Genomic DNA, 20,706 nt, shown 5'->3' with positions numbered 1-20,706 from the left:
AACAGGCACCATAACGAGCAAAGAACCCCGAGAGGAGTTCCCGGTGATCGGAACCGAAGAGGTTCCCGCAGTCTTTTTCGACGGCGACAAGCTGCTCTTATGCTACGAGGTGGCGCCCATTGCGGGCGGCGGGCTCGCTATTTTGGAATTTGACGATGTGCTGGATTTTCGCGTCGATCCCATGAATGTGGATGAACTCTCAGAGTCGCCCTACCCGGTCTCGGCGTGGAATTTCACCGAAATCTGCGGCAGTGAAAAAGCCGCCCGCTGGGCCGCGATGGATGCCCGTTACTGGAGCCTATCCTTCACCGACATGACCCTCACGGTGCTGTTTGACACCGTGCGTCTGGCCGGGCGCAGCCGCGAAAAATGCCTGCCGCACAAGGCCCTGAAACATTTTATCGGCTCCTCGCTTGCGGCCTGATGGTGCTTGGCGCCTGCCCGCGCATCCGCTGGCTTCGCCTCATGATACCCGCATAGCGTTTTTTCGCTGAAACGGCGGGACGTTAGCGCAACCATCGCAAAGCATTTGTTGTCTCCCTCTTGGCCCGCGGTATAGAAGTGGCAGCAACAGTATCCGTGCATTTCCCAAGGAGGCCGCCCGTCATGGCGACAGACCCCGCAATCCATCAGCAACAGTTTGACCGCATTGCAACTGGCAAGGGCTTCATCGCCGCGCTGGACCAGTCCGGCGGCTCCACGCCCAAGGCGCTGGCGCTTTATGGCGTGATGGAAGACGCCTATTCCAATGACGCCGAAATGTTCGGAGAAATCCAGAAGATGCGCGCCCGCATCATTACCGCACCGGATTTCAACAGCGATAAGATCCTTGGCGCGATCCTGTTTGAAAAAACCATGGACAACGCTATCGACGGCACGCCCGTCCCCACCTACCTCTGGGAAAAATGCGGCGTTGTGCCCTTCCTGAAGGTCGACAAGGGCCTTGCGGATGCGGCAGACGGCGTCCAGCTGATGAAGCCGATGCCCGATCTCGACGCGCTGTTGGAACGCGCGGTTGCCGCTGGCATCTTTGGCACCAAGATGCGCTCCGTCGTCAAAGAAGCCAACGCCGCCGGCATCAAATCCGTTGTGGCGCAGCAGTTCGAGGTTGGCTTGCAAATCGCCCGCGCCGGTCTGGTTCCGATCATCGAACCCGAGGTGGACATCAACTCCACCACCAAATCCGAGGCAGAAGCCCTGCTCAAGGGCGAAATCAAAGCCCAACTTGACGCCCTGCCCGAGGGCACCAAGGTTTCGCTCAAACTGACCATTCCCAATGAGGCTGGCCTCTATGACAGCCTCGCGGATCACCCCGCCGTGGTGCGTGTGGTGGCGCTGTCTGGTGGCTACACCACCGATGATGCCTGCGCGCGCCTGTCGCAAAACAGCAAGATGATCGCGTCGTTCTCGCGCGCCCTCACCGAGGGGCTGAATGTGGCGATGTCGGATGCGGATTATAACGCAGCCCTCGGCTCCAACATCGACAAGATCTATAAAGCCTCGCTCTGAAGCACGTCGCAAACTAAGCGTTGCTTGAAACAACAAAGGCCGCAGCACCCGCTGCGGCCTTTGTCACATCTGATACATCGGACCGTTAGCCCACGTTGCGGAACGCCGCATCCTGTGCGCCCTCAAACCCGCCACTCTGACTGCCCGATCCAAGCTGGAACACAGACACCAGCCCCGAGAGGGTCGATGCCTCATTGCGCATTTCCATCAGGGCAGCGGTGCTTTGTTCGACCATGGCCGCGTTTTGCTGGGTCACACTATCAAGCTGCGACACGCCGATGTTGATCTCGCCAAAGGCCGTGGATTGCTGCTCGGCAGAGCTGGCCACCTGTTGCGTGAGGTCAGCGGCTTCGTTGATGTGATTGACGATACTTTCGAGCATCTCGCCCGCGTTGCCCACAAGCTCCACGCCGCTTTCCACATGTTTCGTGCTGATGTCGATCAACTCCTTGATCTCACCGGCAGAGTCAGCCGTGCGCTGCGCCAGATTGCGCACTTCGGACGCCACCACCGCAAAGCCACGGCCACTTTCGCCCGCCCGCGCGGCCTCAACCCCGGCATTGAGCGCCAGCAGATTGGTCTGAAAGGAGATATCGTCGATCACCGAGATGATTTTGGAAATCTGGGCCGAGGAGTCCGCAATCTCATTCATTTTCTCAACCGCATTTCGCACCACCACGCTGCCCTCTTCGGCGCGCTGGCGGGTGGTATCGACCGCGCCACTGGTCTGCTGCGTCGCCTCCGCAGAAGAGCGCATGCTGACGGTGATTTCCTCCACGGCGGCTGCGGTCTGCTCCAGCGTCGCGGCCTGAGATTCCGTGCGTTGGGATAGATCTTGCGAGGCCTGTGAAACCTCCAGCGCCCCGCTGTCCAATTGCTGTGCAGAGGTGCGAATCCCGGAAATGACCTGCCGCAAGGCACCGATTGCAGCGTTGAAACTCTCGCGAATACCATTGAACTGTTCCGGAAAGTCGCTGTTTTCGGGCGAAGGAATATCATGGCTCAGGTCTTGTGCGGCCAGCGCCTCGATCGCATCGGTCATATAGCGAAAGCCGCGGTTTTGCTCTTCTTGTACGGCCTCTGCATGGGCGTCAAAGATCAGTTGAATATCGAGCGCCATGGCCCGTGACAAAATCCCGAGCAAAATATGCGTCTCAGACGCGCGCCGAAACAGCCCACCTGTCTGGCGCTTCAGAATAAGTGCTTGAATTTGCGCATTTGCATGCGCGTAGCCGGCATTAAAAAATGCAAACGGCAGGCCGATGCGGGTGTGCACCTGACCGATATTGCGCGCCGAGGATTGATAATCCTCGCAATACTCCCCGGAAAACAGTCGCGACCAATGTTTGAGCTGCTCTCCCTTCGCGCGCTCCAGCATCTTGTCGCTTTTAAAAAAGGCAGCCATTTCCGGCTCGCGCCCCACCCGATCATAAAAGTGATCCAAAACCTCAGGCAGCAGCGCCATCACCATCTTGGAGGCCTTTTGCAAGCGGGCCTGATTTGCTCCGTCCAGATCGTAAGTCGCGAGCAGTGCGTTCATCTCAACCGTCACAGGAGTACTCCTCTGCATTCGTTAAAGCAGCGGTCGCCGTGAGTTTATCGCAAAATAAAGCGCCGCAGGACTTCGAGAATTATGATCGATTTGCGAACGAAAGCTAAATAAATACAATTTTATGGTTTACGCCCGTCAAAAACACAGCGTCACACATTCCCCTTTCGGAATTGTGGACAATAGATGACGCATTATTGCACAACACCCTGAACAGGTGAATTATTTTGAATTTCAAAATCTAAAGCCGCGCAAAGATCGATTCGCCCCAAGGCGTGATCCGCCTTATAAATAATGGGAATTTACTTCACCAAACAAGCTTCTCGCCAAATTCAACGCGCAGCCCCACGTAATGAAACTGAAAACTTCAAAATCACTTTTTGACAGAATGCCATCTTTTGCAGTTCTCCCGACACCGCCACGGACCTCCCTCAGCCTGTTTACGCGCGACAAGCGCGGGCGATGTCGTCGGCACTCAACTGGTAACGATTTGCAAACCGTTTCCGCGCGGCCACCAGCCTCGGGTCGTCCGGTGTCATGCCAAGGGTGCGGATAAACTCGACCCGCTGTTGCTTCTTCAGCGCCTCGCGGTCGATGGCCGTGCCCATCGCGCGGTCGATCACCTCACCGCCGGGCGAGACATGGAACCATTTGGAGAAATCGCGGAAATGGTGCTGGTTGTGAAGCTGGGTCACATGCCGCTCCACCCGTGTTTTGGTCACTGTCAGATGCGCTGTCATGTGAAACCACTCATACCCCAGAAAGGTCGCAACCCCGCCCACCAGCACGATCGCCGCCGCAAGCGTCAGCGCATGCAGCGGCAGGACCAGCCACACCAGCTCGTAGATCAGCGCAAAATTCACCGCCAGCATCGGCAGCGCCACCCAGATCGGCGCAAAGAACAGCCGATGATTGGTCGGAAAATCATGGTGGCCGTAATGCGCCTGATAGAGCAGATCAAAGGCCCACTGCCGGCGCGGCGGCTTCAGGTGGAAGATATAACGGTGCAGCCCGTATTCATTGAGCATCTGCAGGCCGACTCCCAGCACCACAAAGCCCCATTGCCATGTCGCCCCCTGCATCAGCAGGATCGCCACACCCAGCGCCACCGCCGCCAGCATCACTGGCACCGACGGGTGCGTCAGCAAGAGTTTCAACCGCATCATGTCCGCTCCTCCCCGAATGGACCTGCCCAACCTGCGCGCCCCGGCGCTACTTAAAGACCGGCGGGCGTTTTTGCATGTTCGCCATCACCACTTCCATCTGTTCGGGCTTGCCGATCAGTGCTGCCTGCTCTTCACTTTCGCGCAACAGCACCTCTGCGGCATTGGCACCGCTTTCGGCATAGGCGATCAGGCGCTTGGCGGCGCGGATGGCATTGGGGCCCTTGCCTGCGATCTCTGCCGCAAGCGCCTGCGCGCGGGCCAACGGATCATCCGCGACCTCGGTGACCAGCCCCCAGCGCTCGGCCTGCTCGGCCTCCACAGGCGTTGCCGTATAGGTCAGCATGCGCAGCACGTCCGAACGCACCAGCTGCGGCAGGAGCGCCATGCCCCCCATATCCGGGATCAGGCCCCACTTCATTTCCATCACCGCGAGCTTTGCATCCGGGGCCGCAATACGCATATCCGCCCCCAGCGCAATCTGAAGCCCGGCGCCAAAGGTTGCGCCCTGCAAAGCCGCAATCACCGGAATATCCAAGGCGCGCCACATCATGGCGACGGCCTGAAAATCATTGGAGTCCCCCTCGGTGCGATCCATGATCCAGCCGGTGTCCTGCATCTGCCCCATCGCGGCAAAGCTCATCACATCAAGCCCCGCGCAGAAACTCTTGCCCTCGCCCGACAAAACCACCGCTCGCGCGTCCGAGGCCGCAACCTCCTTGGCCGCTTGGATGACCGCCGCCAGCATGTGTTTGTCGACCGCGTTCATCTTGTCGGCGCGGGTCAGCGTGACATGAGCCACGTGGTCGCGGATCTCGACGGATACACGCGCGTTTTCCTCAGCCATCACAGGCTCCTCCTCTGGTCGTCTCGCGTGCCGTCGCTGTGGCACCCTCGTTGGTTGCACCCAGCTTGCCGCGCTTCGCCCGCGCTTTCCAGCCTGACGCTGGGGCACCGGATCACGCATGGCCCCTTGCCCGTCTGCGCCCGCCCGGCTAGGTCTTGGCGCATGACAGACAGCCGCCAAACCCCGCTCGCCCAGTCCCTGCCCGCTTCGGTCCCTTTTGTGGGGCCCGAAACCCATGAACGCCAACGCGGCGCGCCTTTTGTGGCGCGGCTCGGCGCGAATGAGAATCTCTTTGGTGTCTCGCCCAAGGCGGTCGCCGCCATGCAGGCCTCGGCGGCAGAGATCTGGAAATACGGCGACGCCGAGAGCTATGAACTGCGTCAGGCCCTTTCTGATCTCCACGGCGTTGCGCCCGATCACATCATGGTTGGTGAGGGGATCGACGGACTCTTGGGCAATCTGGTGCGGCTTTATGTGGGTGCCGGGGATGCGGTGGTCACCTCGCTTGGGGCCTATCCCACGTTCAACTACCATGTGGCAGGGTTTGGCGGCGTCCTGCACACCGTGCCCTACAAGGACGACCACGAGGACATCGCCGCATTGATGGTCAAGGCCCATGAGGTCTGCGCCAAGATCGTCTACCTCGCCAACCCCGACAACCCGATGGGCAGCTGGCATCGCGGCGCGGATATCGTCGCCGCTTTGGATGATCTGCCCGAGGGCAGCCTCTTGCTGCTGGATGAGGCTTACGTGGAATGCGCCCCCGCAGGTACCGCTGCACCGGTGGATGTGACCGACCCGCGCGTGATCCGTATGCGCACCCTCTCGAAGGCCTATGGCATGGCAGGCGCGCGCGTCGGCTATGCAATGGGCGCGGTTGAGGTGATTTCCGCCTTTCACAAGGTGCGCAATCATTTTGGTATGAACCGCTGTGCCCAAATTGGCGCAACCGAGGCAATCAAGGATCAGGACTGGCTGGCCCATGTGCAGGCAGAGATTGCCACCGCCCGTGATGAGATTTCCCGCATTGCGCGCGACAATGGCCTGACGCCGCTGCCCTCTGCCACCAATTTCGTCGCCATCGACTGTGGCCACGACGGGGACTTTGCCAAGGCGGTCCTGGAGGCGCTGGTGGCGCGCGACATCTTTGTGCGCATGCCCTTTGCAGCACCGCAAAACCGCTGCATCCGCGTCAGCTGCGGCCCCGAGGCCGAGCGCGCCGCCTTTGCCGCCGCGCTGCCTCTCGCGCTGGAAGAGGCGCGCGGCAAACGCGGCTGACCCGGCGGCGCGGTCGTACATAGCGCAAGCGAACCGGTAAAACGTCCTGAGGGCGCGAGTGCTTTACCCGGAATTTACCCCTTTAGGGCTAGGCTGTGCGGACATTGCCTGCCTGGAGGGGTAATCATGAAACGCCGGAACACGCACCATGACAACACAGAATTCCTGTCGGCCACGCTCAGTTTTCTGGCCGTGAACCTCTTATGGATCTTCTTTGCACTCTGGCTTCTTTATGGAATGGTGCCGGTGCTGTTGCTGGCGGTTGCGATGAACCACATGATCAACCGGCTTGAGGTGCGTATGATCCGCGCCGAGCAACGCGCCGATACACGCGGCGCGCATCCCCTCAACCGGCGCATCTGACCCTGCAAGAGGCGAACCACAGCGGCCCGCCTCGCCATCTGACCTCAGCCCGCCTGTGATCCGGCGAGCACCTGAGCCGCCGCCTGCAGCGCGCCAGAGCCATGCGGGATATCCAGCGCACTCAGACCCGTTTCAATTCCGCCCAACAGCCCCATAATCATATGGCCGTTGACGTGCCCCATATGGCCGAGACGGAAAAACCCATGCCACTCCGCGCTATCGGGCGGCGCCATGCCAAGTCCGATGCCCAGCGTCAGGCCAAGGTTCTCCTCCAGCCACATCCGCAGATCCGTGGCCCGTGGTGAGGGCAGCCTGAGCGCCGTCACCGCATGCGAGCGCAACGCAGGATCTGCCACATTCATCGCCAGCGCGCCGCCTTCGCTCCAGCGATCACAGGCCGCCCATATCGCCCGCGCCAAGGTCTCATGACGATCCCAGATCTGCGAGATCCCCTCTGCGTGGATCAAATCCAATGCCGCGCGCAGACCATATAGATGATGCGTCGGCGCGGTGCCGCCAAAGAACTGATAGAAATATTCCGGGTTGGCGCGCGGCGTCCAATCCCAATAGCGGCTGACCCGAGGCACGCGCGCGCGCGCCTCTGCGGCCTTATCGTTAAAGAACACAAACGACAGCCCCGCAGGCACCATCAGCCCTTTCTGGCTGCCGGTGACCATCACATCGACGCCCCAGGCGTCCATCTCGAACCGGTCGCACCCGAGTGAGGCAATGCAATCCGCCATCAACAACGCCGGGTGGTTCGCCGCGTCCAATGCACCTCGCAAGCCCTTGATATCATTTCGGATCGACGTGGAGGTGTCGGTATGAACACCCAGCACCGCCTTGATCTCATGCGCCGTATCTGCCGCCAGCCGCTCTGCCACGCGCGCCAGATCAAAGGCGGCTTGCAGGCCGAAATCCATCACCTCGATCCGCAAGCCAATCGCTTCGGCCATCTCGCTCCAGCCATAGGCAAACCGCCCGGAGGCCGGCACCAGAACCTTGTCGCCCTCCTGCAAGGTGTTTGACAGCGCCGCCTCCCACGCGCCGTGACCATTGGCGATATAGATCGCCACATGATGTTCGGTGCGGGCCACTTTGCGCAGATCGGGGGGCAGCGTATCGGTCATCTCGACCAATTCACCGGCGTAGATATTGGGAGAGGCGCGATGCATCGCCTGCAACACCTGATCCGGCATCACCGAAGGCCCCGGGATCGCCAGATAGGACCGACCGGAAGAGAGTTTCACAGAATCGCGCATATTAAGTTGCCCTGCTGAGTGCCCGGGATGTCCTGTTGCGTCGGATAATCGCCCGAGACGTATTTCAATTGGCCGCAGCCTAGCGCAGCCCCCGGCAAGGTCAATTGCCTAAGGTCACCCCAAGCCCCCACGGCCCGCACCGCTTGCGCGCTGCCTCTAAGCTGCTTAAATGTCGGGACTTGTCGCAAGTCTTGCCGGCATCAGACCATAAACGACAGTCAGGAAGTGCAGAATGAGTACGCAATACATGTCCTCGCGCGAATTGTTGCGCTGGCTTTGGCGCGGCTACCTGCGGCATCACATTGGCTTGCTGGCCATCGCCGTCGTTTTTATGCTGATCGAAGGCGCCTCCGTTGGTGGCCTCAGCTACATGATGCAGCCGATGTTTGATCTGGTCTTTGTCAACGGCAACGAGAATGCCTTGGTTTGGGTCAGCGTCGCTTTCTTTGCCATCTTTGTGCTGCGCGGGTTCAGTTCGGTGACCCAGCGGGTGATCCTTGCAACGATCAACCAGCGGTCTGAGGCGCATATGCGCACCGACATGCTGGACCGGCTGATCCATCAGGACGCCAGTTTTCACCAGCATCACCCCCCCGGCTTTTTGATCCAGCGGGTGCAATCTGATGTGGCGGCGATCAATCAGGTCTGGCAAGCGATCATCACCGGATCCGGCCGGGACGTAGCGCAATTGATTGCCGTGCTCGGGGTCGCCATCAGCGTCGATTGGCGCTGGACGCTCATTATGTTGATCGGCGTGCCGCTTTTGGTGCTGCCGCTGTCGATCGTGCAGCGCTATGTGCGCAAAAAAGCCAGCCTTGCCCGCGACCTTGGTGCGGTGCAGGCCACCCGCCTAGACGAGGTGTTCCACGGCATCGTCCCAATCAAGCTGAACCGGCTCGAGGACTATCAAAGCGGACGCTACCGCACCGCGACCGCCTCCTTTGTGCGCGCTCAGATCAAGGCGGCCCTTGGGGCCTCCTCCACCACTGGCATGGTCGATATGATGGCCGGGCTTGGGGTGATGTGTGTGATCCTGTTTGGCGGGCGCGAGATCATTGATGGCGACAAGACCGTCGGCGAATTCATGAGCTTTTTCACTGCCATCGGCCTCGCCTTTGACCCGATGCGCCGCCTCGCCGCCATCATGGGCATCTGGCAGGGGGCCGCCGCCGCGATGGAGCGCATCAAAGAGCTGATGGATGCCCCGATCACGCTGGTATCGCCGGAAGTGCCCAAACCTGCGCCCAAGGGTCTGCCTGAAATCCGCCTCGACAATGTGAACCTCTATTATGGTGAGGCGCATATTCTCCGCGATCTATCCTTGGTGGCAGAAGCTGGCAAAACCACCGCATTGGTGGGCGCATCGGGGGCGGGTAAATCCACGATTTTCAACATCCTGACACGTCTGGTTGATCCGCAGAGCGGTTCTGTCACCCTAGATGGAACCGAGGTGCGCGACCTCGACCTTGGCGATCTCCGGGATCTGTTCTCCGTGGTGACACAGGACGCGCTGCTGTTTGATGAAACGCTCAAGGAAAACATCCTGCTGGGCCGCACCGATGTCAGCGACGAACGCCTCTCGGAGGTGCTGGACGCCGCCCATGTTTCGGATTTCCTGCACAAGCTGCCGGATGGGCTGGAAACCCGGGTCGGGCCGCGCGGCTCTGCGCTGTCGGGCGGGCAGCGTCAGCGTGTGGTGATTGCGCGCGCATTGCTGCGCGACACGCCGCTGCTGCTTTTGGATGAGGCGACATCGGCGCTCGATGCCCAGTCCGAAAAAGTGGTGCAAAAGGCGCTGGAGAAGCTCTCTGGCGGGCGCACCACGATCGTGATCGCGCACCGACTTTCGACTATTCGCGCGGCCGACAAGATCGTGGTGATGGAACGTGGTCGCGTTATGGATCAGGGCCGCCACGAGGAGCTGCTGGAGCGCGGCGGTATCTATGCCGATCTCTATCGTCTGCAATTTCAGGACGGTAAAACGGTGATCGATACCGATGGCGTCAACGCCCAGATCACCCGCAATGATCGCCGGGACGAACGAGAGGACACAGGCCTGTTGCGCCGCTTTGCCCGTCGCCTGTTTGGCTGATCCACGGCAGGCCAGACCCGCTTGAACTCCGGCGCGTTCGGGGTCACATCTTTTACAGACCGCGCAAACACCCCAATGGGAGACGTACATGGCCGACCGCCGCATCTTTCGCCTGCATGGACCGGACACCCACAGCTTTCTTCAGGGGTTGGTCACAAATGATATCAATCGGTTAGAAGACGGTCTGGTCTATACGGCGATCCTGACCCCGCAGGGCAAATACCTCGCGGATTTCTTTCTCGCACCCGAGGGCGAGGCGGTGCTGCTGGATGTGGCGGGTGATCTGGCAGATGATCTTCTGAAGCGGCTCAAGATGTATAAGCTGCGCGCCAATGTCACCCTCGACGAGACCGACCTGAAGGTGAGCCGCGGCACCGGGGAGGCCCCCGCAGGCGCCCTGACGGACCCGCGCCACCCGGCACTTGGCTGGCGTCTTTATGGCGATGTGGCGGGCGATGACGGCAGCGACTGGGATGCAATCCGGGTGGCGCATGTGATCCCTGAAACCGGCATTGAGCTCACGCCCGACAGCTATATCCTTGAAGTGGGCTTGGAGCGTCTCAACGGCGTTGATTTCCGCAAGGGCTGCTATGTCGGTCAGGAGGTCACCGCTCGTATGAAACACAAAACCGAGCTGCGCAAAGGTCTGACACAGGTTGAGATCGACAGCGCTGTGCCGGTGGGCGCGCAGATCACCGCAGCGGGCAAACCGGTGGGTCAGGTTCTGACCCAATCCGGCGGCAAGGCGATTGCTTATCTGCGCTTTGATCGTGCCAAGGGCGCGCTGGAGGCCGAGGGCACCGCGCTGCGCTGGCCAGAGGCCCCCACAGACTGAGGCAATTGTTTAACCCTTGGTCGTTAGTCTTGCGCACACAGGGCCAAAAAACAGGGCCGGGCAGGCAATATGGGACACGGGATGACACGATTTTTTCTGACGGCACCGCTGATCGCTGCATCTGCTTTGATCACACCAGCCGCGCACGCACAGGATTATTGGGAATACGGCGACTGGCGTGTCATCATCACCGAAGAGGACACTGGCGAAGACCTTCGCCGTATCTGCCGCGCTTTGACCGGAGGAGACGGAATGCCGACGCTGCGTCTGGAAATCAGCAATGGCGACGCAGGGCCGCCACATGGTTTTCCAACACCAACCTATTTCTCCAGCGCACCGCGCGGCCACCGCACCCAGATCGGCAATGCGCAGGGTGTGGCCTTTGTGTTCGACCAGCAAGGGGTGTTCTTTGGCGTTGCCGAGGGCGGCTTTGACGACGACGGCATCGCATGGGTGTCTGCCTCGCCACGCTGGCAGGATGTGAAAAACGCGCTCCTGTGGATGAAAGCGGCCTCTCATATGGAGGTGCGCGCCTTGGACGCCTATCGCGCCAGCACCCAGACCTATGTAGCCTCGCTGAACGGGTTCACCGCCGCCTATGGCAAGATGATGGACAGCTGCGGCCATTCCATAGAGATCCCGCGCTGATCCAGATCCGGGGGTGCTCCCGCCCGTCTCGGGTCCATTAAAATGCCCCCTCCCCCGTTGGGCCCGGCGCCGCTGCGCGGCGTGCGCTGTCCTTTACAGTGCGCAGAAAAAAGCCCCGGCCCCGCAGAATGCAGGACCGAGGCTTTGCAATAGCACTCTGCGCGATTTAGGCGCGTTCGGAATATTCCATGGTCTCGGTGTTGACGACGATCATCTCGTCCTGGCCCACGAAGGGCGGCACCATGACCTTGACGCCGTTATCAAGGATCGCCGGTTTAAAGGAGTTCGCAGCCGTCTGGCCTTTGACCACTGGCTCGGTCTCGACAATCTTGCAGGTCACTTTCTGCGGCACGGTCGCGTTCAGCGCCTCAGCCTCGTAGAATTCCACCACAATGGTCATACCGTCCTGCAGGAACGGACGACGATCGCCCAAAAGATCGGCAGGCAATTCGATCTGCTCGTAGGTTTCGGTGTCCATGAACACCAGCATCCCGTCTGTCTCATAGAGGAACTGCTGGTCTTTTTGCTCCAGACGTACGCGCTCGACCTTGTCGGCAGACCGGAACCGCTCGTTCAGTTTGGAGCCGTTGCGCAGGTTGCGCAGCTCGACCTGAGCAAACGCGCCCCCCTTGCCCGGCTTCACATGATCGACCTTGACCGCAGCCCAGAGGCCGCCGTTGTGCTCCAGAACATTGCCGGGGCGGATTTCATTGCCGTTGATCTTGGGCATGGAAAACTCTTTCAGGTGGTTGATGACAGCTTGAACACCCCTATATCCGGCAGGTGTAAGGCTGGCAAGATGACGATATATCGTGTCTGACGGATAGATGACCGCGAAATAGGCATGCACAAGATGCATAAAAGATATGCATCTTTGGGGTACCCGAATCGTCACAATTCCGCCATAAGGAGCGTCACGCCGAAAATGCAATAGCAAGAACAACAAAGGAAACGAGATGCGAGATTTCGTTGACGGCACCGCATACAATAACGAACAGGGCAACCGGGCACGCAAGCTGTTTGCGGCGGTTGTACTGGCTGCACTGGATGATGCCATTGCCGACGACAAAAAATACGGCAACGGCCCCGAGCAGATCGCCCGCTGGGCACGTTCGCGCGATGGGCGCGAAGTATTGACCTGCGCAGGCATCGACCCCAACGAACGTGTGGTCGAAGGCCTGATGGATTTCGTTGGTCGCGGTGTACGGACCTCTGTCGCGCTGTCGCGCGAAGAAAGTGAACGTCGTAACGCGGCGCAGGCCGAAGCGGCCTGAACGCAAAATAAGCTGCCAAGCTTGAACGAAAAGCGCGTCCCTGGGGGGCGCGTTTTTCTTTTTAGGGTGCTTTTGCAGACGCCCTGCGCCAACAGCACCGACAGATCCCCCCGCGCCAACCTGCGCGATTGACCTTTGGCCTCTGGCATTGCAACCCTCGCCAAAGACGGACAGCAAAAAAGACACCCAAATGATCCCCAAGGCCCTCATGATCCAAGGCACCGGCAGCAATGTCGGGAAATCCATGCTGGTGGCGGGGCTGGCACGCGCCTTGCGCCTGCGCGGGCTCTCGGTCGCGCCGTTCAAGCCGCAGAATATGTCCAACAACGCCGCCGTGACCGCTGACGGAGGCGAGATTGGCCGGGCGCAGGCGCTCCAAGCCCGCGCGGCGGGGCTCGCGCCACATACGGATATGAACCCGGTGCTCCTGAAGCCAGAAACCGACACGGGCGCCCAGGTGATCGTGCAGGGCAAACGGCGCGGCACCCGCGCGGCGGGGTCGTTTATGCGCGACAAGGCGGGGCTGTTGGAGGCCACACTGGAGAGTTTTCACCGCCTCGCCGCCCAGCATGACGTCATCCTCATTGAGGGCGCAGGCTCCCCGGCAGAAACCAATCTGCGCAAGGGTGACATCGCCAATATGGGCTTTGCCGAGGCCGCAGGTGTGCCGGTGGTCCTGGTGGGTGACATCCACCGGGGCGGCGTGATTGCGCAGATCGTCGGCACCCATACGGTGCTGGACGCAAACGATCGCGCGCGTATCAAAGCCTTCGCCGTCAATCGCTTTCGCGGCGACCTCAGCCTCTTTGACGGCGGACGCGATGACATTGCGCGCTGGACCGGCTGGCAATCGGTGGGCGTGGTGCCGTGGTTCTGGGATGCGTGGAAACTGCCGGCCGAGGATATGATGGATATCGCCTCACACGCGGGCGGAGCCTGCAAGGTGGTGGTACCGCAACTGGAACGGATGGCGAATTTCGACGACCTCGACCCGCTCGCCGCTGAGCCTTCCGTCACCGTTGAAATCATCCCCCCCGGCCGCGCCCTGCCCGGCGATGCGGATCTGGTGCTGATCCCCGGCTCCAAATCCACCATCGGGGATCTGGCTTACTTGCGCGCGCAGTGCTGGGACATCGACATCCTCGCCCACCACCGGCGCGGCGGTCATGTGCTGGGGCTGTGCGGCGGCTATCAGATGCTCGGCCAGACCATCGACGACCCCGACGGCGTCGATGGGCAACCGGGCAAGGTCGCGGGGCTGGGCCTTCTGGATGTGCATACGGTGATGGCGGGCGACAAACGCGTGACCCTGAGCGACGCGCGCACGCTTGCGGGCGATCTGCCCGTGTCGGGCTATGAAATCCACATGGGCCGCACCACCGGTCCGGATTGCACCCGCGCGTGGCTGACGCTGGAGGGGCGCGCGGAGGGGGCGACCTCCGCCGATGGCCGCGTGCGCGGCTCCTACCTGCACGGGCTGTTTACCTCGGATGCGTTTCGCGCCCGCTTCCTTGCCGACCTCGGCCACCAGTCCGACATTGGCTATGACGCAGGTGTGGAGGCCACGCTGGATGCGCTTGCCGCCCATCTGGAACGCTACATGGATATCGACCGCTTGCTGGAACTCGCGGAACCCATCCCCGCCCGCGCAGGCTAAACACCCTGCCTGCGTTTACCACTGCGTCTGCACCAAGACGCGCCCGCAGCGGGCACCAGCCCGCTGTCCGGCCCAACCAGACGGCGGGTTTTCGCAGAAAACATGCGGTCTGGGCGGGAGCGCCCCCGCCGTTACTCAGCAGGGTGCAGCATCACGCTCAACACTTTGAATTAACGGTGAAGTCTCGCGCCCTACGTCAGAGCAGCTCTTGCGTCGCCAAGGCGCGCTGGATCTCGCGGCGCACCAGTTTGCGCACGTTGCGGGTGATCCGCTCGCCAAGCGCACCCTGCAACTCTTCGCGCACGATGTCAGAGACCAGCTCGCGCAGACCTTCCTCATCAAGGAAATCCTCATGCGCCGCCAGCCGGTCCATCGCAGCCTCCGTCAGCGCATCGCCCGCCATCTCACGCGCGTTTTCCGCCACTGAATCGCGGGCCGATGCAAAGGAGGCACCACCGGACGCCTCTTCATGATGATCTTCCCACTGGATGGTCTCAACCGTGGGGCCACTATGGGGCACCGCCTCGATCTCATCCTCATTGATGTCCGGAACGCGGCGGCTGCTTTGGTCTGCGGCCTCCGGCTCGGCACGCCCAGCGGTCTCAAGCTCGGCAATCCGGCGCACCACGGCAGCCACGCGAGAGCTTTGTTCTCGCTGCATATTCTGCGGCTGTTCAGAAGCGGGCTGTTCGGCTTGTGCGGCACCAGGCTCCAAACTGTCATAGAGCCGCGCCTCCGGGTCGCGCCAAGGTGCATCATCCCCTGCCGCATCAACCGCTGCCGTATCATCAGCCGCGACCTCATTCAGCGCCCTATCCGCGACGGCTGCAGGGGCCTCAGGCCTTTCTGTTTCAGGGACGCGTGGCGCGCTTTTGGTGTTCAGCAGGATGGGCGCGCTGCGCTCGGGTTCCTCAAACGTCTGAGCCTCGGCGTCGTCCACATTGACAAATGGGGCCTCAGCGACGGGCTCATTCTGTTGGGAACTGTCGACCACGGCCGCTTCCGACGGGGCGGATCTGACCAATTCCGGCTTGCGCGGCGCATCAACCGGCGCACTGGCCCGAAACAGCACACGGCTGGGTTCCTGCGCAGATGTCTCACTCGCGCGCTCTGGGGCAGCCCGCTCAGGGACCTCGCCCTGATGATCCAGCGGCCCGGACGTCGCAGCTTCATCGCGTGGCTCGTCTTGCAGATCCGCAGCGTCAGTTTGTGTGGTGAGTTTGCCTGTCGCCGTCCCATTGCGCGCGGTCCCATTGACCTGCGGCATAACCGGCTCTTGGGGGTGTTCTGGTGAAGCATCGAACACGGCATCACGCGGCGTGACTGCATCAGAGTGAGCCGCCCCGCCATGTTGCACCGCATCATGTTTCGCCGCATCAGAACGCGCGACCTCGGCCTCGGGCACCCGCAGCGCCGGTGTCAGCACCAGACGCGTTGCGGGTTTGGCTGCGGGACGCGCAGGTTCCTCCGCCCGCCCGGTCTCACTGACCAAGCGACGGATGGAGGATAGGACGTCTTCGATTTCTGCGTGCGTAACGGGTTCAGACATTTTTATTGGCCAAGCTCACCTCTTACGGCAAGTGTAGCCAGCTTGCCCGCATCACACAACAGCAACGTCAGATTTTCAGTTCTTTCTCAGAGCCTTGAGAACACGGTCCAAATCCTGCCCGCGCTTGGTCACGAAGGCCGGGGCGGACCGGACCTGATTGTGATAAATCTCAGGGTCATAGCGTTCCACAGCAAGGTTCAGGTTCTCTGCGGTCAACAGCCCCTGCGCCTGCAGCAACTGATAGGCCGCAAGGGCCTGATTGGCGCGCGCCGACAAACGGGCGGTCTGCGCATCCAAAAGCTCCTGCTCGGCTTGCAACACGTCCAGCGTGGTGCGCGATCCCAGCGTGGCTTCCTCGCGGATCCCGTCAAAAGCCACCTGCGCCGCACGCACCCGCTCATTAGAGGAGACAAGGCTCGCCGCAGCCGTGTCAAAAGCGGTATAGGCGCTTGCGGCATTGCTGGAAATGCTGCGCTGGACCGAAAGGAGTGAGCCGCGCTCTGCATCCACACGCGCCAGATCGGCGCGCCGCGCGGCGGCCAGCCCGCCGCCCGCATAAAGGGTCTGGTTCAGCGAAAGGCCCAGATCAAAGTTGTCGGAGGTTCCGTCACTGCCGCGCACCTCACCATGAGACGCGCTCGCGGTGAATTTCACGTTCGGCCCCATGTCGCGCAGGGAACTGTCAGCCGTCAGTTGCGCCGCTTTCACCGCATGCTGCTGTGCCCGGAGGCTCGGGTGACTGCGCAGCGCCCGTGCTTGCGCATCAGACAGGCTGGCGGCACGACGCGGCAATGGCGGATAAGAGGCCACTGCCCCCGGCGCGCGTCCCACGACTTCTTCATAGGTGGCACGGGCGGTCAGCAATGCGCCGCGCGCATCCGTCAGATTGGCGCGCGCCTCAGCCACCTGGCTTTCAGCAAGGGCCACGTCGGTGCGGGTCACTTCCCCCACCTCAAAACGGTCATTGGCGGCGCGCAGTTCTTCTTGCAGCAGACGCAGGTTGTTCTGGCGTAGCGCCACAATATCTTGTTGGGTCAAGACGTTGACATAAGACTGCACCGCCGCAAACAGCACTTGCTGCTCCACATCCAGCAGGGTCTGACGGGTGGCCAGCACGGTTTCCTGCGCCGCCGCCCGATCAAGCTGGGTGGCCCCGTTATCAAACAGCAGCCACTCCATACCCACCCGAAGCGTCGCGCCGGTGTTGTGGTTGGAGCTTGCGCCCAATGCGCCAAGCCCGGTGCGGTTATAGTCCCGCGCAATCCCGAGCGTCGCGGTCACCACGGGGCGCAACTTTGCGACCGTGGCCGCGACCCCTTCGTCGGCAACCCGCAAAAGCGCGCGGTTTTGTTCCAAAAGGCCACTGCTGGTATAGGCGCCGATCATTGCATCGGTCACATTGTCTGCCCGTGCCTGCGGTGCGCTCACCACGGCGGTGGCAAGGACGCCGATAGCAGCAAAAGCCCTGATCCGCTTTGTTTTCAGTATTCGTTGCATCCTGTCGCCTCGATGTCTTGTGGGGTTTTTTGCCCCGTTATCAATCTCGTTTGCGCCAAACATATGTGAACGTCACATCTATTTGAAAAGAGCCTATCTTGCTTATCTGACCGAAAAGACAGGAGCGCGACAGGATGGCCTGCGTCAGAGCGAAAAGACTTCCGGCTTGGCAAAGCCGGGCAACACGGGTGCCCCCGCATTAAATTCAAAGCGCCAAGACACGCGACCGGCACTCTTATATCCTATCTTAACTTCGCCCAACGCGCCACTCATGAACAATGCAGCGATACGTCCGCCGTCTTTGAGTTGCGCCAAAAGCGCATCTGGCACCTCTTCGACGCCGCCTTCAATGAGGATCACATCATAGGGACCATGCTCGGCGGCCCCCTCAGTCAGCGCTCCTTGATGCACGATGGCATTGTCGGCGCTGCTGTTGCTGAGGGTCTCTTGCGCCTCAGCGGCGAGGCTTTCGTCTTCCTCGACCCCGATCACCATCTGCGCCAGACGCGCCACCACAGCGGTGGAGTATCCAAGCCCGCAGGCCACATCCAGCACCAGCTCATCCTGACGCACGTCCAGCGCATCCAGCATTTTGGCCAAGGTGCGCGGCTCAGGCACCACGCGCCCATCGCTCAGGGGCACCGATTGGTCTGCATAGGCAACCTCGCTTTGCGAATCCGGCACGAAGTTTTCGCGCGGAATGGCAAGCAGGGCTTCGATGATTGGGTATTTGGTCACATCCGCCGGGCGGATCTGAGTGTCTACCATCATGCGGCGGCGGTCGGAGAAATCAGTCATCTGCTAAACTCATATGGTCAGGCATTCGCATGGGTTTTGCCACATCACCACCTGCGCGGCAACGGCCCCGATGCACAATGGCTAAGGTTTAACGAACCTGTTGCCTGCACTCTGCTGTTACCGCGGTGAAATCGCGCGCCCATCGCCATATGCGCGCGCTTTCAATTCGTGGCCCTGCCCGGCCCTGATGCTCCCTAAAAATATTGAGACATGATGTGTTGTGAAATGCACCCTATGAACACATAACCCGGCATGATGCCTTCGCCTCACGCCGGGTTCTGCCTCAATTTTGGTGCTCCCCTGCCGCCTCAGGCGGAGCAGGATTCGCAAAAGGGTATTTCGGGATGCGCCCGCAGCTGCTCCGGCGCGATATCGGCGCCGCAAATCCGACAATAGCCGTATTCCCCGGCTTTCAGACGGTCCAATGCGGTCAAAATTGCCCGCATTTCCCGCCCCGCCAACGTCGAAGCTTTGCTCCCCCGCCCGGCAATCTGCGCCTCACTCGCACGCGCAAGGGCCGATAACCCCTGCCCCGCGAGCATTCCGGCCGAGAGTGCGCTCAGCCGGGTTTCGAGACATTTCTTCTGAACATTGAAATCCATCGTCTCTCCTCGCAAACAGTTGTCTTTTGATTTGGGGCTGGCCTTCACGCAAACAAGTGCAACGCCCCTCCCCAAGGGCAGCCAAGCGAAAACTCGCCATCTTGCAATGCAACGAATCCCCCGTTCACCACCGGTATAATACCGCGTCCACGCAACCTAGGGGCGATAAAGAAGCGACAAATTTATGCTGCAATTGCACAGAATGCAGCGCGCGCCGCCTTGTCTTGGCTCTTGCCATTTTCGAAAACATCGGGAATTTTCATCAGATCAGACGCCGCCCTCTCGCGCGGCACCGCACCGCGATGGAGACCCGCCCATGATCCGCCCTCTGCTCCTGACCCTTGTGATCTTCGGCCTTGCCGCCTGTGAGACCACCAAAGGCGCAGGCCGTGACCTGCAAAAAGCCGGAGAGGCGATTTCAGGCACCGCCCAAAACGTGCAAAACGCGCTCTGACGTCACGACCATCACAGCGCGCCGCCGCCCCGGCTCACCCGCCATAAAGCTTGCGCGCTACGATTGCACTGACTGGCACCGCCAGCACAAAGCCCACCACAGCCGCGATCAGGATCGTCCAGATCGTGGAATACCCCATCACCAGCGCGGCAATGACGGCGCTGCCACCCAGCGTGGAGCCGATAAAGATGTGCAAGATCAGGGCCAAGCGAAGCATTTCGAAACCTCATATATAATGTGACGCGCGTTTGCATGTGCTCATGCACAGCAAGGCCCTGTTTCGTCTTTGATCTAGGTCAGATGAGCAGCGCAGAGACCTCAGCGCAAAATCTGCCTCCTCAAAGCCCGCCCTCTGCCATCAGGGAGAGCGCCACATCTATCAAGACTGATTTCACGCCCCTCAAGCGGGGCCATCGTGGACGAGATCACGCCGGGCGGGTCGTTTGATGCGGTGACCGCTGCCCTCTCGGCTGTGGGCCTTGGCTCTGTGCCCTCATTGCTGCGGCCCTATGCGGCGCTCTCCACTGGCGAGAAATTCCGCGCCGATCTTGCGCGCGTCCTGTGCGAGCGCCCCGGCCTCTTTGTGATGGATGAGTTCACCTCGGCCATTGACCGCCGCGTGGCGACCATCGCCGCCGGGGCCTTTGGCAAAGCGTGGCGGCGCGGACCGGGCCAGTTTGTCGCCGTGGCCTGACATGATGACGTGGAAGACTGGCTGCAGCCGGATTGGGTGATCGATACCGGACGCGGCGGCGAATTTGCATGGAGGCGTCTTCGACGATGCCCCAGCCTTGAGGTCGAAATCCACCACACCGACGGCTCCCATTGGCCCGCCTTTGAGCCGCATCACTACCTGAAAACCAATAATGTGATCGCTGGGAGCTTCTATCTCGCCCGCGCCGAGGGGGTGGATGTGGCCCATCTGGCGGTGACGCCCCGCCCCGGCCTGCGCGAGGCACGCGCCTGCCGCTTTGTTGTTTTGCCAGAGTGGCAGGGCTTGGGAATTGGGCTACGGTTTCTCACTGAGGTTGCCGCCCTCTGGCGGCGCGGCGTCAACCGGTTTGAGCGCCCGATGCCCACCCTGATCAACACATCGCATCCGGGCCTGTGCCGCCGGTTGCGCGCGCATGATCAATGGATGCAGACCTCATGCTTTTTGTACGGCGGGGCAAGAAAGCAGGTCGGGCTGAAGGGTGGTATGGCGGGGCACTTGCGCGCCGTGCAGGGGTTTCGCTACATCGAATGAAACCGCGCTTAAACGCCCCTTCAATCCCACCTCAGCCCAAAATCAGGCCTACAGCATCACTCAGACAGGGTGACAATGCGGAT

22 protein-coding genes are annotated in these 20,706 nt (G+C 61.1%); 12 read left to right on the top strand and 10 right to left on the bottom strand.

Features of this window, described 5'->3' with window-relative positions; translation table 11 throughout:
* The first annotated feature begins 43 nt into the window (after positions 1 to 43).
* The gene (locus QNI81_RS03960) at positions 44 to 424 is read left to right on the top strand and encodes a hypothetical protein (protein WP_283967433.1); all 381 of its coding nucleotides are present in this window, start codon (positions 44 to 46) and stop codon (positions 422 to 424) included.
* A 182-nt stretch (positions 425 to 606) separates the two neighbouring features.
* Positions 607 to 1,509: a fructose bisphosphate aldolase gene (locus QNI81_RS03955; RefSeq protein WP_283967432.1), complete on the top strand. Its 903-nt coding sequence runs from the start codon at positions 607 to 609 to the stop codon at positions 1,507 to 1,509.
* 85 nt (positions 1,510 to 1,594) lie between these two features.
* Here the strand turns inward: QNI81_RS03955 and QNI81_RS03950 are convergent, their stop codons facing one another.
* The 3 genes from QNI81_RS03950 to QNI81_RS03940 form a co-directional block, all read right to left on the bottom strand.
* Positions 1,595 to 3,061, bottom strand: a complete 1,467-nt coding sequence (locus QNI81_RS03950; RefSeq protein ID WP_065325704.1) for a globin-coupled sensor protein — start codon at positions 3,059 to 3,061, stop codon at positions 1,595 to 1,597.
* 437 nt (positions 3,062 to 3,498) lie between these two features.
* Positions 3,499 to 4,224, bottom strand: coding sequence for a sterol desaturase family protein (locus tag QNI81_RS03945; protein WP_283967431.1), 726 nt, complete (start codon positions 4,222 to 4,224; stop codon positions 3,499 to 3,501).
* Positions 4,225 to 4,270: 46 nt separating this feature from the next.
* Complete coding sequence (locus QNI81_RS03940) at positions 4,271 to 5,068, bottom strand: crotonase/enoyl-CoA hydratase family protein (RefSeq protein ID WP_283967430.1); 798 nt, start codon at positions 5,066 to 5,068, stop codon at positions 4,271 to 4,273.
* Between the two features lie 162 nt (positions 5,069 to 5,230).
* Here QNI81_RS03940 and QNI81_RS03935 point away from each other — a divergent pair, with 162 nt between their 5' ends.
* On the top strand, positions 5,231 to 6,346 hold the full coding sequence (locus QNI81_RS03935) for a pyridoxal phosphate-dependent aminotransferase (protein WP_283967429.1): 1,116 nt from the start codon (positions 5,231 to 5,233) through the stop codon (positions 6,344 to 6,346).
* 126 nt (positions 6,347 to 6,472) lie between these two features.
* Positions 6,473 to 6,709: a hypothetical protein gene (locus tag QNI81_RS03930; protein ID WP_065332597.1), complete on the top strand. Its 237-nt coding sequence runs from the start codon at positions 6,473 to 6,475 to the stop codon at positions 6,707 to 6,709.
* A gap of 44 nt (positions 6,710 to 6,753) precedes the next feature.
* Here the strand turns inward: QNI81_RS03930 and QNI81_RS03925 are convergent, their stop codons facing one another.
* Positions 6,754 to 7,971 (bottom strand): pyridoxal-phosphate-dependent aminotransferase family protein, encoded by a 1,218-nt coding sequence (locus QNI81_RS03925; RefSeq protein WP_283967428.1) that lies wholly within the window; start codon positions 7,969 to 7,971, stop codon positions 6,754 to 6,756.
* Between the two features lie 232 nt (positions 7,972 to 8,203).
* Between QNI81_RS03925 and QNI81_RS03920 the strand changes: the two genes are divergently transcribed.
* The 3 genes from QNI81_RS03920 to QNI81_RS03910 all read left to right on the top strand — a co-directional run bounded on the left by QNI81_RS03920 (position 8,204) and on the right by QNI81_RS03910 (position 11,546).
* Positions 8,204 to 10,063, top strand: coding sequence for an ABC transporter ATP-binding protein (locus QNI81_RS03920; RefSeq protein ID WP_283967427.1), 1,860 nt, complete (start codon positions 8,204 to 8,206; stop codon positions 10,061 to 10,063).
* Between the two features lie 88 nt (positions 10,064 to 10,151).
* Positions 10,152 to 10,898: a CAF17-like 4Fe-4S cluster assembly/insertion protein YgfZ gene (gene ygfZ, locus QNI81_RS03915; RefSeq protein ID WP_283967426.1), complete on the top strand. Its 747-nt coding sequence runs from the start codon at positions 10,152 to 10,154 to the stop codon at positions 10,896 to 10,898.
* A gap of 81 nt (positions 10,899 to 10,979) precedes the next feature.
* Positions 10,980 to 11,546, top strand: coding sequence for an invasion associated locus B family protein (locus QNI81_RS03910; protein WP_283967425.1), 567 nt, complete (start codon positions 10,980 to 10,982; stop codon positions 11,544 to 11,546).
* Between the two features lie 166 nt (positions 11,547 to 11,712).
* On the opposite strand, the gene efp is transcribed toward QNI81_RS03910, so the two are convergent.
* Positions 11,713 to 12,276: an elongation factor P gene (gene efp / locus QNI81_RS03905; protein WP_039982969.1), complete on the bottom strand. Its 564-nt coding sequence runs from the start codon at positions 12,274 to 12,276 to the stop codon at positions 11,713 to 11,715.
* A 226-nt stretch (positions 12,277 to 12,502) separates the two neighbouring features.
* Here efp and QNI81_RS03900 point away from each other — a divergent pair, with 226 nt between their 5' ends.
* Positions 12,503 to 12,820 carry a DUF6280 family protein gene (locus QNI81_RS03900; protein ID WP_005613937.1) on the top strand — a complete coding sequence of 106 codons (318 nt, stop codon included), beginning with the start codon at positions 12,503 to 12,505 and terminating at the stop codon, positions 12,818 to 12,820.
* Between the two features lie 190 nt (positions 12,821 to 13,010).
* A complete protein-coding gene (locus tag QNI81_RS03895; protein ID WP_283967424.1) occupies positions 13,011 to 14,477 on the top strand; it encodes a cobyric acid synthase in 1,467 nt (488 codons plus the stop codon).
* A 196-nt stretch (positions 14,478 to 14,673) separates the two neighbouring features.
* Here QNI81_RS03895 and QNI81_RS03890 read toward each other — a convergent pair whose 3' ends face one another.
* The 4 genes from QNI81_RS03890 to QNI81_RS03875 form a co-directional block, all read right to left on the bottom strand.
* Positions 14,674 to 16,026, bottom strand: coding sequence for a hypothetical protein (locus QNI81_RS03890; RefSeq protein ID WP_283967423.1), 1,353 nt, complete (start codon positions 16,024 to 16,026; stop codon positions 14,674 to 14,676).
* Positions 16,027 to 16,101: 75 nt separating this feature from the next.
* Positions 16,102 to 17,523 carry a TolC family outer membrane protein gene (locus QNI81_RS03885; protein WP_283967422.1) on the bottom strand — a complete coding sequence of 474 codons (1,422 nt, stop codon included), beginning with the start codon at positions 17,521 to 17,523 and terminating at the stop codon, positions 16,102 to 16,104.
* Between the two features lie 144 nt (positions 17,524 to 17,667).
* Positions 17,668 to 18,321, bottom strand: a complete 654-nt coding sequence (locus tag QNI81_RS03880; RefSeq protein ID WP_065322674.1) for a protein-L-isoaspartate O-methyltransferase family protein — start codon at positions 18,319 to 18,321, stop codon at positions 17,668 to 17,670.
* A 308-nt stretch (positions 18,322 to 18,629) separates the two neighbouring features.
* On the bottom strand, positions 18,630 to 18,923 hold the full coding sequence (locus QNI81_RS03875; protein ID WP_009176533.1) for a TraR/DksA family transcriptional regulator: 294 nt from the start codon (positions 18,921 to 18,923) through the stop codon (positions 18,630 to 18,632).
* Between the two features lie 316 nt (positions 18,924 to 19,239).
* Here QNI81_RS03875 and QNI81_RS03870 point away from each other — a divergent pair, with 316 nt between their 5' ends.
* Positions 19,240 to 19,377 (top strand): entericidin A/B family lipoprotein, encoded by a 138-nt coding sequence (locus tag QNI81_RS03870; RefSeq protein WP_009176605.1) that lies wholly within the window; start codon positions 19,240 to 19,242, stop codon positions 19,375 to 19,377.
* 34 nt (positions 19,378 to 19,411) lie between these two features.
* On the opposite strand, the gene QNI81_RS03865 is transcribed toward QNI81_RS03870, so the two are convergent.
* Positions 19,412 to 19,594, bottom strand: a complete 183-nt coding sequence (locus QNI81_RS03865; RefSeq protein ID WP_005650801.1) for a hypothetical protein — start codon at positions 19,592 to 19,594, stop codon at positions 19,412 to 19,414.
* Positions 19,595 to 19,792: 198 nt separating this feature from the next.
* On the opposite strand from QNI81_RS03865, the gene QNI81_RS03860 reads away from it, so the two are divergent.
* On the top strand, positions 19,793 to 20,071 hold the full coding sequence (locus tag QNI81_RS03860) for a hypothetical protein (protein WP_283967421.1): 279 nt from the start codon (positions 19,793 to 19,795) through the stop codon (positions 20,069 to 20,071).
* Positions 20,072 to 20,080: 9 nt separating this feature from the next.
* Positions 20,081 to 20,623 carry a GNAT family N-acetyltransferase gene (locus tag QNI81_RS03855; RefSeq protein ID WP_283967420.1) on the top strand — a complete coding sequence of 181 codons (543 nt, stop codon included), beginning with the start codon at positions 20,081 to 20,083 and terminating at the stop codon, positions 20,621 to 20,623.
* Positions 20,624 to 20,706 lie beyond the last annotated feature (83 nt).

Source organism: Tritonibacter sp. AK171 (assembly GCF_030127025.1).
Taxonomy (GTDB): domain Bacteria; phylum Pseudomonadota; class Alphaproteobacteria; order Rhodobacterales; family Rhodobacteraceae; genus Epibacterium; species Epibacterium mobile.
Note: the sequence above shows the minus strand (reverse complement) of the source record. Positions and strands in the feature narration are given on the sequence as shown.